Source organism: Collinsella sp. TM05-38 (assembly GCF_003466445.1).
Taxonomy (GTDB): domain Bacteria; phylum Actinomycetota; class Coriobacteriia; order Coriobacteriales; family Coriobacteriaceae; genus Collinsella.
In genome coordinates, this window is the sequence record NZ_QSPM01000004.1 from 23,209 (window position 1) to 37,633 (window position 14,425).

11 protein-coding genes are annotated in these 14,425 nt (G+C 61.7%); 5 read left to right on the forward strand and 6 right to left on the reverse strand.

What is annotated here, in order from left to right; all coding sequences use genetic code 11:
* Positions 1–6: 6 nt before the first annotated feature.
* The 4 genes from DXD49_RS02825 (at position 7) to DXD49_RS02840 (ending at position 3,826) form a co-directional block, all read left to right on the forward strand.
* Complete coding sequence (locus tag DXD49_RS02825; RefSeq protein ID WP_255413328.1) at positions 7–822, forward strand: site-specific integrase; 816 nt, start codon at positions 7–9, stop codon at positions 820–822.
* A gap of 290 nt (positions 823–1,112) precedes the next feature.
* Positions 1,113–1,400, forward strand: a complete 288-nt coding sequence (locus DXD49_RS02830; RefSeq protein ID WP_006235289.1) for an ACT domain-containing protein — start codon at positions 1,113–1,115, stop codon at positions 1,398–1,400.
* A 77-nt stretch (positions 1,401–1,477) separates the two neighbouring features.
* A complete protein-coding gene (locus tag DXD49_RS02835) occupies positions 1,478–2,896 on the forward strand; it encodes a citrate synthase (RefSeq protein WP_117794158.1) in 1,419 nt (472 codons plus the stop codon).
* A gap of 87 nt (positions 2,897–2,983) precedes the next feature.
* On the forward strand, positions 2,984–3,826 hold the full coding sequence (locus tag DXD49_RS02840) for a Cof-type HAD-IIB family hydrolase (protein WP_117734368.1): 843 nt from the start codon (positions 2,984–2,986) through the stop codon (positions 3,824–3,826).
* A gap of 145 nt (positions 3,827–3,971) precedes the next feature.
* Here DXD49_RS02840 and DXD49_RS02845 read toward each other — a convergent pair whose 3' ends face one another.
* The 4 genes from DXD49_RS02845 to DXD49_RS02860 all read right to left on the reverse strand — a co-directional run bounded on the left by DXD49_RS02845 (position 3,972) and on the right by DXD49_RS02860 (position 10,265).
* Positions 3,972–4,766 (reverse strand): Cof-type HAD-IIB family hydrolase, encoded by a 795-nt coding sequence (locus tag DXD49_RS02845; protein ID WP_117794159.1) that lies wholly within the window; start codon positions 4,764–4,766, stop codon positions 3,972–3,974.
* Between the two features lie 205 nt (positions 4,767–4,971).
* Entirely contained in the window at positions 4,972–6,792 is a 1,821-nt protein-coding gene (locus DXD49_RS02850; protein ID WP_117794160.1) for an adenine deaminase, read from the reverse strand.
* Positions 6,793–6,994: 202 nt separating this feature from the next.
* Positions 6,995–8,206, reverse strand: a complete 1,212-nt coding sequence (gene tyrS, locus DXD49_RS02855; RefSeq protein ID WP_199568941.1) for a tyrosine--tRNA ligase — start codon at positions 8,204–8,206, stop codon at positions 6,995–6,997.
* Between the two features lie 97 nt (positions 8,207–8,303).
* On the reverse strand, positions 8,304–10,265 hold the full coding sequence (locus tag DXD49_RS02860; RefSeq protein ID WP_158564848.1) for a U32 family peptidase: 1,962 nt from the start codon (positions 10,263–10,265) through the stop codon (positions 8,304–8,306).
* Between the two features lie 162 nt (positions 10,266–10,427).
* Here DXD49_RS02860 and DXD49_RS02865 point away from each other — a divergent pair, with 162 nt between their 5' ends.
* A complete protein-coding gene (locus DXD49_RS02865; protein WP_117794162.1) occupies positions 10,428–12,638 on the forward strand; it encodes a transglycosylase domain-containing protein in 2,211 nt (736 codons plus the stop codon).
* A gap of 190 nt (positions 12,639–12,828) precedes the next feature.
* On the opposite strand, the gene DXD49_RS02870 is transcribed toward DXD49_RS02865, so the two are convergent.
* Positions 12,829–13,266, reverse strand: coding sequence for an arginine repressor (locus DXD49_RS02870; protein WP_006235280.1), 438 nt, complete (start codon positions 13,264–13,266; stop codon positions 12,829–12,831).
* Positions 13,267–13,399: 133 nt separating this feature from the next.
* Complete coding sequence (locus tag DXD49_RS02875) at positions 13,400–14,398, reverse strand: glycosyltransferase (protein ID WP_147347824.1); 999 nt, start codon at positions 14,396–14,398, stop codon at positions 13,400–13,402.
* Positions 14,399–14,425 lie beyond the last annotated feature (27 nt).

A 14,425-nucleotide genomic window follows, 5' to 3' on the forward strand; every position in this document is an offset into this window, starting at 1 on the left:
CTCGCCCTGCACACGGGGATGCGAATCGGCGAGGTCTGCGGCCTTCGGTGGTGCGATGTGGATTTCGAGACGGGCCTGATCTCGATCAGGCACTCGGTGGCGTACGCGAAGGGGATGGGTTCGTTCATCAAGGACACCAAGACCCATGACGCCAGGGGCATCCCCATCGACCCGGTCGGCCTGCTCCCCTTCCTGAAGGAGATCCACGAGATCGACCGCGGGAAGCTGCGCTCGCGCAACCTTACCGGGGCGGTCGAGATCGGGAACTGCTACATCCTGTCGGAGCCGGGCGCGGCCTTCGCGACGGCGAGCTATATCCGCAGGGCGTTCAAGACGTTCTCGGAGACCAACGGCCTCATGGGCACCAACGACGAGCTGATCACGTTCCACGGCCTGCGCCACACGTTCGCCACGCAGTGGATCCGCCAGGGCGGCGATATCAAGGCGCTCCAATCGATCCTCGGGCACAAGGACGCCATGGCGACGCTCAACGTCTACGCCGACATCGAGCCAATCTCCAAAATCCATAACATGCTGCGTGTCTCGCCGTGCCTCTGGCGCGGGTACCTCGGGCCGAGGGTCGATCCGGGACCCATGTTCCAGCAGAGAATCCAGGAGTCCATCGAGACGCTCCAGGCGTTCGGCTACGGCGTCACCGAGCCGGACGACCGAAATATCGTCATACGCGACGTGAAGACGATCAGTCGGCTCTACCCCACCGAGTACGCCGCGGTGCTGGGCCCATCCCAACTGAGGTCACGGTGGTCCGATAGGGGCGCCGCCCGCGGCATGCGCCGCGGAGCGGTATCCCCCACCGAATAGTGGGGGATGCCCCCCGTTTTCAGTTTGGAATCAGCGGTCGGAGGCGTTCGGCTGGCTGCGGGAACGGCCTATCCGCTCGATGTGTTCGGCTGAGTTCGGAAATCAACCCAACACGAGCTGGACGCGCGCCAGACGGCTCTTCCCCATGCGGCCTGCCCCCTCACGCTCATGTTGCAGACGTGTAACGCCGCTGTAAGCGCACCCCTTTTGGCGCCAGACAGGTACAATGATGAACACTGTACCGTAGCGGAGCGCCCCGCGCGCGCCGCAACCACGCGAAAGGGTTTCCCATGGCCGAGATCTCGTCCTCCCGTATCGTCATCACCGTCCTTGGCAAGAACCGCCCCGGCATCGTCGCCGGCGTCACCCGCGTTCTGGGCGAGGCCAACGTCGACATCCGCGACATTACGCAGTCCATTATCGAGGACATCTTCACCATGACCATGCTGGCCGACACCGCCGAGTCCAAGCTCGACTTCGCCGAGCTGCAGAAGGCCCTGGCCGAGGCCGGCGAACTTTCGGGCGTCAACGTGTCCATCCAGCGCGAGGACGTCTTTAACTTTATGTACCGCCTGTAGCGAACAAGCCGCTCGGGGCAGCTTGACGTCATATCGTCCAAGCGCGCGGCCCCAAAGCGGACCGGAGAGGAGCGCGCATGGCCTACGACGCCAAGAAAATCTATTACCGCTTCGATGACCACCTGAGCCGCCTGGTTCTGGATTACGAAGCAAGCCGCCAGATTTCGTCTGAGAGCGAAAACCTCTACCACGGCCTGCCGACCGACCCTTATGACGAGGGCCTGTTTGTCGAGCACAATGTCAAGCGCGGCCTGCGCAATGCCGACGGCTCGGGCGTGGTCGCGGGCCTCACTCGTATCTCGGATGTGCACGGCTACAACAAGGTCGACGGAAAGGTCGTGCCCGATCAGGGCAAGCTCACGCTTCGCGGCTACAGCATCGAGGATCTGGTCAACAATGCCCAGGCCGAGAATCGCTACGGCTACGAGGAAGTCGCCTATCTGCTTATCACGGGTTCGCTGCCCAACAAGGAAGAGCTCGACGGCTTTTGCGAGCGCCTGGGCGCCTTTAGACATCTGAGTGACGAGTACGTTAAAGAGTTCCCTATGACCACGGTGTCTTCGAGCATCATGAACGTGCTCCAGCGCGCCGTACTGTTGCTCTACGCCTTCGATGCCGAACCAGACGTGATCACGCCCGAGCACGAAATCGACGTCGCCATTTCCATGCTTGCACGTCTCCCGCGCATCGCCGCCTTCGCACACATGGCCTCGGTCGCCAAGCTTCGCGGCTCCGAGGTTCACGTGCCACACCCCACGCCCGGCCTTTCCACCGCCGAGACCATCCTGCAGGTCCTGCGCGGCGGCATGGCGTTCACCCGCGATGAGGCGATGCTGCTCGACGTTATGCTCATGCTGCATGCCGAGCACGGCGGCGGCAACAACTCCACCTTCGCCTGCCGCGTGCTGTCGTCTTCGGCCACTGACCCGTATTCCGCCTACGCCGCGGCTATCGGCTCGCTCAAGGGCCCGCGCCACGGCGGTGCCAATGCCAAGGTCGTGTCTATGCACGAGGACATCCGCGCGCATGTCTCCAACTGGGAGGACGAGGACGAGGTCGCGGCCTACCTGGGCAAGATCCTCGACAAGCAGGCCTTCGACGGCACGGGCCTCGTCTACGGCATGGGCCACGCCGTCTATACGCTCAGCGACCCGCGCGCCGAGGTATGCCGCCGTTACGCGCGCGCACTTGCCGCCAAGAAGGACTTGGGCGAAGAGTTCGCACTCATCGAGCGCATCGAGCGCCTGGCACCCCAGGTCATGCGCGACCACGGTATGACCAAGCCCATCTGCGCCAACATCGACCTGTACACGGGCTTTATCTACAAGATGCTCGGCGTGCCCGAGACGCTCTTTACGCCGCTATTCGCCGTCGCCCGCATGGCCGGCTGGTCGGCGCACCGCATGGAAGAGCTCTTCTGCGCGCATCGCATCATCCGCCCGGCATACCGTCCGGTGATCGAGCCGCTGAAGTACAAGCCGCTCGCCGACCGCTAGGACGCGGACCGTTATAGAACCCGAGCGTGGCCAGGGCATCACCGCCCTCGGCCACGCTTTTTATGCCAGTAGAAAGGGCTGCATCGAATGATTGTGTTTTCCGACATGGATGGAACGCTGCTGACGAGCGATAAGCAGATGAGCGACGCCACCTGGGCGATGCTCGACGAGCTCGCACGCCGCGGTATTGAGTTTGTGCCCTGCACGGGGCGCCCGCTGTCGGGCGTCTTTGAGCCCATCCTCGCCCATCCTGCCGTGCACTACGCGGTCTGCGCCAACGGTGCCAGCGTCTGGCAGCTCGACGACGGTACGCCTACCGATGTCTCACGTGCTACGCGCATTTTGAGCCGACCGCTCGACCGCGCCATCGCCCACCGCGTCCATAGCATTGCCGCCGGCCACGATGTGACCTTCGATATCTTCGCGGACGGGCAGTGCTTCCTCCCCCGCCCGCTCTACACGCGCCTGGACGAATTCTGTGGCGGCGATCCTCACATCGCGGCTTCGCTCAAGCGCACGCGAACGCCGATCGACATGGATATCGACAGCAAAATCGACGAAGTCGAGGTGCTCGAGCGCATCGCCATGTACTGGCACGACCCGGCCGATCGCGACGCCATCTCGGCTGAGCTCGACACGCTCGGAGGCATTGAGGTCACGCGTTCGTACGCCATGAATATCGAGGTCATGGGCGAGGGCGCCACCAAGGGAACAGCCCTCACGTGGCTATGCGAGCACCTGGGCGAGCGTCTCGCCGACGCCTGGGCGTTCGGCGACAACATCAACGACATCCCCATGCTGCAGGCAGCGGGCCACGGCATGGCCATGATCAACGGCGAACCCGAAGACCGCGAGGCCGCCGACGCCATCACCGAATACGACAACGACCACGACGGCGTCGCCCGCACCATCATGGCCGCCCTCGCCTAGCAGCAGCAACCCGGCAGTCATTGGGGACGTTCTTAAATGGCTAGTCGCTGGCGGCACTCATTTAAGTCTGTCCCCAATGAGTGGTTTCACTCACTTAAGTCTGTCCCCAACTGCCGGCGCATAAGGAATGTCCCCAACTACCGGTCTAGCAGAGACTCTCCAGCACGCGACGGAGCTCACGCTGAACGGCGTGGTCACGGTTGCAGCCTACGACGCGATCGGCAACCGCTTTGAGCGCGGGGCGCGCGTTTTCCATCGCGCAACCCGTGCCGACAAAGCGAATAATCTCGTAGTCGTTCATCGAGTCGCCAAACGCCATAACCTCATCGCGCCCAATGTCATAATGCTCCGCGAGCTGCGCAATACCCGAAGCCTTCGACACACCAGGCTGCATGGCATCGATCCACGCGTTGCCCGAAGGCGCAAAAGTAAAGAGCTGACCAAGTTCGCGCTGTAGCACGTACGCACTGTCCATAACCGCACTGTCGTCGCAAAAGATACTCGCTTTGATGATATTTACGCTGGGATCGGGCAGCTCCCAAATGCGCTCGGCATTGGGAAGGTCCTTATCGACCTCGCGCACGAACTTGCACTCGTCATCGAGCAGGAAGGACTTGGTTCGGTCAAAGAGCGCAAGATGCAGATTGGGAAACGTCCTGACGGCTTGGGCGAGCCTTCGAATCGCCAGGTGGGAATACACCTCACGGTCTACCATCTTACCGTCGGCGTAGACCTGGGCGCCGTTAGCGGCGACAAAGTCCATCTTGTCGCGAACGGGCGCAAAGAACTCGCACAGGCGATCGTAGCGACGACCTGACGATGCGGCGAAATGCACGCCATGCTCGCGTAGCGCCAGAATCAGTTCGTAGGTCTCGGGAGGCACCTGGCCGTTTTCGTCAAGCAGTGTGCCGTCCATATCGGATGCAATCAGTTTAAACATAGAAAAGCTCCCTTCGGGCTTGTTGGAATCGAACGCGTATCCGATTCCAACGTACCCAAAGGGAGCTCAAATAAGACTCGCGGGCGTAAACGTTACAAGGACCTGGCAAATAGCTCACACATGCCAGAGGTCCTACGGTCGCGGCGTCAGGCAGCCCGCCAAAGAGTGTCCCCGATGACTAGTCGTTTAAGAACGTCCCCGATGACTAGTCGGCGTAGGTGAAGGTTGTAACGTCGAACATGCCCTCGGGGCGGATGCGGAGCGTCGGGATAACCGGCAGGGGCAGGAAGATGATGCCCATGATGGGGTCGAGCGGCGGCTCAATACCCATGGCGCGCGCCTTGACCATAAAGTCGTCGTGCTGCGCGGCAACGTCCTCGGCCGTACCCTCGCTCATCAGGCCGCCGAGCGCCAGCGGAATGCGCGCCACGACCTCGCCGTTGCGCACCAGCACGTGGCCGCCCTGGCCCACGGCCTCAACGGCAGCCATCATATCCGCCGCATTGTCGCCCACCACGCACACGTTGTGCGAGTCGTGGCCGATCGTCGAGGCGATAGCGCCGCCCGTGATGGTAAAGCCGCGCACCCAGCCGCGACCGATGTGCTTGCCAACAAGACCCAGGCCCGCAGGACCATCACCGTCGGCGCCCTCGGCTTGCAGCGACACGCCGCGGCCGTGACGTTCGATCAGCATAATGCGGCGCAGGCCCTCATCAGTCTCGGGACGAACCATGCCCGTGATAGCCATGCCCGGGATCACATCAATAACCGCCTCGCCCGGCTTAAAGGCATAATCGAACACGTCAAGCGAAAGCTTCGGCAGCTTAACGGAAGCGCGCAGCTCATCGGCAAGGGCCGCAACCTCGGCCATCTCGGGTGCAATCTCGCCCACAAAGGCGCCGTCCTGTGCCACGAGCGCACCGGCGGCATACACGAGATGCGGAGCCGCGACAAACGTCAGGTCGTTGAGCACCAGCAGGTCGGCGCGCTTGCCCGGGGCGATCGCGCCGCGGAGCTCATGCGGGTCACGACAGCCGTGGTCCAGGCCAAATGCCTCAGCCGTAGAAAGGGACGCCATGGAGATAGCGACCACCGGGTCGATGCCGGCCTCGATGGCCACGCGGCAGGCATTGTCGATCATGCCGGTCGAAAGAGCATCAGAGGGAGCGCGGTCGTCGGTCGCAAAGCAGCAGCGGCGGGCGCGGGCAGGGTTCTCCAGCAGCATCGGGGACAAATTAGCCAGGTCGTGGCTGCACGTGCCCTCACGCAGCATCACATACATGCCGCGGGACAGCTTGTCGAGCGCCTCCTCGGGAATCGTCGACTCGTGGTCGGCAATGATGCCTGCCGCGGCATAAGCGTTGAGATCCTTGCCGGCAACGAGCGGGGCGTGACCGTCGACCTGCTTGGACGGCGTCTGGTTGGCAGCGTCGATACGAGCACAGGTCTCGGGATCGGCCATAAAGACGCCCGGCAGGTTCATCATCTCGCCCAGGCCAAAGACATCACCCGGATGCTCGGCAAAAAACGCCTGCATATCGGCGGCCGAAATAACGGCACCGGCCTGCTCATCGGGCAGCGCGGGCACGCACGAAGGCATCATGTACTTGATGGAGATGGGTGCGCGGCGACCATCCTCGATCATAAAGCGCAAGCCGTCGAGACCGGCAACATTGGCAATCTCGTGGCTGTCGGCAATGGCGGTGGTAGTACCGCGCGTCGCGGCCATGCGAGCATACTCGGCGGGACGGATGTTCGAAGACTCGATATGCAGGTGCCCGTCAATAAAGCCGGGAGCAAGATAGCGGCCCTGGCAGTCGATAACCTCGGTCGCCTCGTAGGTGCCGGCGGCATCGTCGCGACCGTCGTAGAGCACGCCGACGATTACGCCATCCTTGACGGCAACGCTACCGGGTGCCACGCGCTGGCCATATACGTCGACAATCTGCGCATTGGTAAACAGCGTGTCGACGGGCACGCGACCCTCGGCAGCGTCGATCACAGACCTCATGACCTCAACGGACATACATACTCCTTTAACCGTAGAAAAAAGCTGCAGGGCGGACAGACCTTCACCGCAGCAAACCAATAGCCATTGTATGCCCAAACGATGGGACAGCAATACACCCCCTGCAAATGACGAGAGTGGATAATCTCCCACTTTGAGCCCACAAACAGGCCAAAAACGGAAGATTATCCACTCTCATTCTGTGAGGTTAACTTACTCGTTAGACCAACTTAAATCCTTTGCGCTTGCCTACGGAGAGGGTGTCGCCCAGCTTGAGCGCGCTGGGGTCGATGTTGTAGCTCTTGGGAGCCACGGCCTTGCCGTTAATCTTGACACCGCCGCCGTCGATGTCGCGGCGGGCCTGACCGGCGCTGGCCGAAAGGCCCAGGTCCTTGAGCAGGCCAGCGAGGTAGATCTGGCCCTCGTCGTTGACGATCAGCTCAACGTGCTTCTCGGGGAAGTCGGCAAGCTGCCCCTCCTTGAACACGCGGTCGAACTCGGCCTGAGCCTCGTCGCCGGCACCGGCGCCGTGGTAGGTGTCGCACAGGTCGCGGCCCAGAGCGCGCTTGAGCTCGTAGGGGTCGGCAGAGCCATCGGCCAGGGCGGCGTCGATCTTGTCGACCTCGGCCGGGGTGAGCGAGCTGGCCAGACGATAGTACTTGCCAATCATCTCGTCGGGGATGGACATGGTCTTGCCGAACATATCCTTGGGAGCGTCGGTCAGGCCGATGTAGTTGCCATAGGACTTGGACATCTTACGCACGCCGTCGGTGCCCTCGAGCAGCGGCATGGTAAGCGCGATCTGCGGCTCCATGCCCATCTTCTCCATAAGCTCGCGGCCGGCGAGCAGGTTAAAGAGCTGGTCGGTGCCGCCCATCTCCACGTCGGCCTTAATCTGAACGGAGTCGAAGGCCTGCATCACGGGGTACAGGAATTCGTGCAGGGCGATCGGCGTCTGGGACTGGTAGCGCTTGGTAAAGTCGTCGCGTTCAAGGATGCGGGCGACGGTAAACTTGGAGCACACCTGCAGCAGGCCGGCCAGATCCATCGAAAGGATCCAATCGCCGTTGTGCACGATGGTGGTCTTCTCGGGGTCCAGGATCTTCATGGCCTGGCTCACATAGGTCTCGGCGTTGGCCTCGATCTGCTCCTGCGAAAGCTGCGGACGCGTGGAGTTCTTGCCCGAGGGGTCGCCGATCAGCGCGGTGCCGTTGCCGATGATAAGGGTGACGTTGTGGCCCAGGTCCTGGAACTGGCGCATCTTGCGCAGCGGCACGGCATGGCCCAGGTGCAGATCGGGGCTGGTGGGGTCGACGCCGAGCTTGATGTTGAGGGGCTCGCCCTTCTCAAGCTTCTTGCGAAGGTCGGCCTCGGGGACGATCTTCGCAGCGCCCGAGGTGATGATACGCATTTGCTCGTCAACAGACAGCATTGGGTATCCTCCTTTTGCTATAGCACCCTCACCGGATACGGCGGTGCTGGAAGTTCATAAACTCACTTATGATAACCAAAACGGCGCGACGCGGCACCTATGACAGGAAAATCCTCGTCCTGCCGCGTGCATCGATGGTAACTGGCAAACGCGTGCCATCCCGCTCAACCAGATAGCGCGCCTGCCGACGACGCATGCAATCGTGACAACATGCCCCGGCTTGCGCCGCATCGGTGGCGCAAGCCCCCTCGGCGGTCAGCAGGCAGTGCTCGCACACCATGAGCTCGGTGTGGTCGGCATCGACGGGACCCAGAACACCAGGTTCGGCCGTCAGTTCGGCAATACGCTCCGCATCATTGCCGAGCAACTCGGCCGGCAAGTACACCCGACCCGCGCCGAGCCCACGTAGCCAGGCAAGCGTAGTCCGGTTCGCACAGAACACCGGCGCCGCCACGTCAAACGTCACGCCCAGCTCGCGAGCGATCACCACCTGTCCCAGGTTGCGGCAGACGACGCGCCCGGCACGCTGCATCAGCGAGCGGGTCCGGTCAGCGTCACCCGTGCGGCACACTTCGTCGAGCACCACAACGGCGTCGGACAAATCGAGTTCTCCGCGCGGGTCGGCATCCATCAGCTGCCAAGCAAAAACCATGCGAGCGGGAACCGCGCACTCCACCAACTCCGTCGACGCACCGCCGTCCACCGCAACGTCCTCAAAGGGCAGTACCTCAACGGCACGCGCAACGGGCGCAATCGCATCTGCCTCGGCCCGCATGCGCTCCAACGCCGCCGCCGTCTGATCCAACACGCCGGCGCTGCGAATCAGGTACACCTCGCAGCCCGTGTCCACCTTACGCTTGCAATGCACGACAACGCGTTCCCCCGCCGCGGCACTCACCGGGCAGGGCACCTGCGGCCAGCGCTTGGGCACATCGGGACGCGCGTCGACACCCGGATAGAACCGAATCTCGAGCGTGTCACCCGCCGCCACGGCGACGTCGAGCTCAACGGCCACCTCTTCGTGGCCCACAGCGACCAAGCGCCCCACGCGCACGCCCTGGTTGATTGCACGCTCAAAGCTCATAAGCTCGGCGCCCGAACGCCCTCGCAGGTACGCATCGGTAAACCCACGGTTAAACGACCTTCCCAGCTCGCGTTCAAGCGCCGGCACCGCATTGGCATCCCACGTGCCGTCGCGCAGCATATCGAGCGCGTGACGCCACGCCCTCACCACGTTAAAGACATAGTCGGGATTCTTCATGCGACCCTCGATCTTGAGCGACGCCACGCCGGCGGCAACAAGCTCGGGCAGGTGCTCAATGCCCAGGTAATCACGCGGGCACAGCAGACGGTCCCCCTCAACGGCGACGACGCTCTCCCCCGCCTCGTCCACTAGGTCATACGCCAGGCGGCACGGCTGTGCGCAGTCCCCGCGCATCGCCGAGCGCCCGCGTCTCAGGGCTGAGAACTCACAAGCACCCGAGTAGCCAATGCAGATGGCCCCGTGGCAGAACACCTCGATAGGCACGCCCGTACCGCACAAGGAGGCAATCTCGTCGACCGTCAGCTCGCGTGCCGTCGTCACGCGCTCGACCCCCAGCTCATCGGCGGCAAGCCGCACGGCGCCTTCGCTATGAACGCCCGCCTGCGTGGACAGGTGAATCTCGACGCCGGGAATCGCCGCACGCAGCGCGCACGCCAATCCGGCATCGGCAACAATCAGGGCATCGGCGCCCAGCTCCAGTGCATGAGCTCCCAGCGCCACCGCGTCGGACAACTCATCGTCAAACACGAACACGTTGAGCGTCACGTACACACGCACGCCATGGGCATGCGCCACGGCACAACCGCGCGCAAACTCGTCATCCGTAAAGCCATGGGCGCTCACACGGGCGTTAAAGTCGCCCAACCCCGCATAGATGGCATCGGCGCCCGCGGCGATGGCCGCAAGCATCTGGTCGAGTCCGCCCGCCGGCGCCAGCAGCTCGGGCAGCGCCGCACCGGCAGCATCCAATCCAGTCTCGTATTGTCCGCTCGGCCCCATCGTCCGAATCGCCATCGGCAAACTCCTTACCAAGGTATGCATTCACTCTGAAAAATGCCGTCTTCCAGCATACACGAGGCCTCGCGCGCCCCGTTTGGTTTATCGTGTAATAACTTATGTCCATCCTGCCCCGACGGCACATCCACCGTCCGGCACGACATACCTGGAGGTCAATATATGGGTCCTCGCCAACGACAGGGACGCAGCCGTTCAAAGACGCATGCCCTGCCCATAATCCTGCTCTCGTTTTTGGGCTTTCTGCTTATCGCGGGCGTGGCATTTGGCATCGGCATGGTCGGCAACGTCAACCGCTGGCTGTCCGATCTGCCCGACTACACCGACGCCAACGCGTATCTGGTGAGCGAGCCCACCGAGATCGTCGACTGCAACGGCAACAAGATCGCGAGCTTCTACACGCAAAACCGCAAGTCCATCACCAAGGACGAGGTCTCCCCCTACGTGCTGCAGGGCACCGTTGACGTCGAGGACGAGCGCTTCTACGAGCACGGCGGTATCGACCTGTGGGGTATCGCGCGTGCTGCGGTGGCAACCCTCGGCGGCGGGCACGAAGGCGCCTCGACTATCACCCAGCAGCTGGTGCGCAACACCATCCTGCAGGAGGAGCAGTTCGACTCGACCATCGAGCGTAAGGTGCGCGAGGCCTACATCGCCGTCAAGATGGAGGACATGTACTCCAAAGACGAGATCCTCATGATGTACCTCAACACCATCTATTACGGCCACGGCGCCTACGGCATCGAGGCCGCAGCCGAGACCTATCTGTCCAAGAGCGCCGCCGACCTCACCCTCAGCGAGGCCGCGCTGCTCATCGGCCTTCCCAACTCGCCCTCGCAGTACGACCCCACGGTCAACCCCGACCTGGCGCTGTCCCGTCGCAACAAGGTCCTTGACAACATGTTGCGCCTGGGCCACATCACGCAGGAGGAGCACGATGCCGCACAGGCCGAGCCCATCACCCTCAACGTGACCGAGATTTCGGGCAGCGGCGTCGACATATACTCGCAGCCCTACTTTGTCGCCTATGTTAAGCAGCTGCTGGAGCAGGAGTTCTCGACCGACGTGCTCTTTAAGGGCGGCCTGACCGTCAAGACCACCATCGACCCCACCATGCAACAGGTGGCCGAGGAGGCTGTGCGCTCGCAGCTCGACACGCTTTCGCTCGACGGCCTGGACATGGGCATGGTCGTCGTAGACCCCAAGACCGGCTACATCAAGTGCATGGTGGGCGGCTACGACTACAACGCCGACGAGAATCACGTGAACCACGCTACGGCAAAGCGCCCCGTAGGCTCCACGTTTAAGGCCTTTACGCTGGCAACTGCCATCCAAAACGGTATGAACCCCAACGTCACCCTCAACTGCAACTCGCCTCTTACAGCCAAGGGCACTACGACCAAGGTGCAAAACTATGCCAACCAGAGCTATGGCAACATCACGCTTAAGCAGGCAACGGCATACTCATCCAACACCGGCTACATTCAGGTGGCAGAAGCCATCGGCAACAACAAGATCATGTCGCTCGTCAAAAAGCTCGGCATCGATCCCGCCAAGGACAATATCGAGGACGTTCCCGTCATGACGCTCGGCACCGGGTCCATCTCGCCGCTCGAGATGGCATCGGCCTACGCCACTTTTGCCAACGGCGGCCATTATCGCCAGCCGATCGCCATCACCGAGATCGACTCGCGTACCGGCTCGGTGCTGTACCAGCACACCGACAATCCCACGCAGGTGCTCACCGAAGGCGAGGCTGCCGCGGTTACCGACGTTCTATCCGGCGTCATGCAGGGCAGTGGCACGGGTGCCGCCGGCGCGCTGAGCGTCAACCAGCCCTATGCCGGCAAGACGGGTACCACTGACAACACCACCAACCTGTGGTTCTGCGGCTACACGCCGCAACTGGCGTGCGCCCTGTGGACCGGTTATTCCGCAGGCGAGATTCCCATCCAAAAGTACGGTACGGACCTGCTGGGCGACAGCACCAACCTGCCCGTCTTTAAGAAGTTCATGAACACTGTTTTGGCCGGAACCGAGCGCGAGGAGTTCCCGACCGGAACGGCCCCCACGTACAAGAACAATAACGTCTGGAAGTTCTACGGCACCAACAACAACACCAAGAAGACGGAAAGCGACGAGGACGAAGACAAGGACGAAGAGGAAACCACCACCACGACGACCACAACGACCACGACCACCGAGACCACAGGCGGCGACACCACCGGCGGCACCGGTACGACCGGTGGCTCGACGGGCGGCTCCACTGGTGGTTCGACCGGCGGTGATGGCGGCACGTCTACGCCCACTCCCGACCCCTCGCCTACGCCCACTCCCGACCCCTCGCCCACGCCTGACGATACGGTCGGCTAGAAATCATCCGGCCATAAGCAACAAGGCCCCCGAGCAGCTTATTAAACTGCTCGGGGGCCTTTTAGTTTAAAGCGACCTGGTGGGCGGTCTTTATGCCTGCAAATAAAAAAAGGGGGGTACCGACCAACGTCGATACCCCTTACAAGCCACTATGTCAGCGCACGCAGGGCCAAGCGCACGACCCGCACGCCTACTTGCGAGAATTGCTCAGCTTATTGATCAGCGCCTCGAGACGCTCGCCGTCCTCGGCCGTCTGGGCAATAACCAAAATCGTATCGTTGCCGGCAAGCGAGCCAAGCACATCGGGCAACTCTGCCGCATCAACGGCGGCGGCGATGCCGGAAGCCGTGCCAGGCTGAGCCTTGATCATAACCAGATTATCGGTGCGCAGAACGCCCGTTACGAGCTCGGAAACCATACGCTGCAGGTGCAGGTCCTCTGCCAGAACATAGATACCCTCAGGGAGCTTACGCAGCCCCATATCGGCAATATCGCGAGAGACAGTCGCCTGCGTGCAATCAAAGCCCATAGCGCGGAGCTCATCGACCAGCACGCGCTGCGTGCGGACGTCCTTATTGCGCACAATATCTCTAATGGCATCCTGGCGCCCATTGCGTTTTTTAGCCATACAAACCCTCACTCCAAAAGATGGCGGAGACAATCAATCAATGATTGAATAGTTTAACGCTATTTGAAAGCTTTTGTGTATAAGAACGCATTTCGAAACAATTCCATGTAAGTTTGTTTCGAAATGATCGCCCCTAGGCAGTTTTGGCACCAGTTCGGTTAAGAAAAGCAGCCAAATGCGTATACATCACGCAACGCGTAGGATTCGCGCTTGCAATTGGCCCAAACAACAAACCGAGTCCGCGGTGGTCATCCTTAAGCGCCGCAACCATCTGACGAGTTCGGGGTGCGTCAAGCATATCACGCATACGGGCGGAGCGCTCAATTGATGACACCCCATGCGGGCTCAGACACAAATTCTCGATGCAGGCGACCAGTCCGGCAAAGTAGAACTTCTGGCTTGCCAGCATGAGCCAACCACCGCTATCTGCTTCCGAGAGTGAGTCCGCAAGCTCATCGAGCGCTCGGGTGTCATCGGATACCTTGGCATACATGGTGGGATCAAAGGCATCTGTAAGCTTAGGCGCCGCCGCGTGGAAACAAGCGTCGCCGCATCCGGAGACGTGCTGTGCCTGCGAGAGCGCACACGCCATAAACCCAACAGTGCGAAACGTCTTATCGCACAAAAGGCATGCCTCAAACAGCGGACGGGTGTACATCACGCCAGAGACTTGAGCAACCAGGCCGCCTAAAATCAACTGAGGCAGCCCGGCGACCATCGAAGATTCGCTATCAATGGAAATATGAGTAGCATCCAAGACGCGCGAATGGCGCTCTCGATGTGCATCATAGCGGTCGAGCGACACCGTGGGGAAGACTATGTCTGCCGCAGTATCGCACGCGATATCGACCATCTTGGAAAGGGCGTTCGGAGCAAACCACTCATCGGCGTTCATGGCGATGATTTGAGAGCCGCGCGAGGCATCAAAACCGGCACGAAGACAAGCGCCGCGCTTAGCGTCCTCGACGTCAATCAAATCAATATGGATGTCCCTGTCGGCAGCAACTTGAAGCGAATGGCGTACACCGGGCGCAGCATCGCGGCAGACAACGACAATCTGCAAATCATAGAGGTCTTGGTTCTGGATACTCTCGAGCGCACGCATCGCATAGCTGGGCGAACCTTCTACCACAAGGATCACCGAAAGTCGCGGATGCGA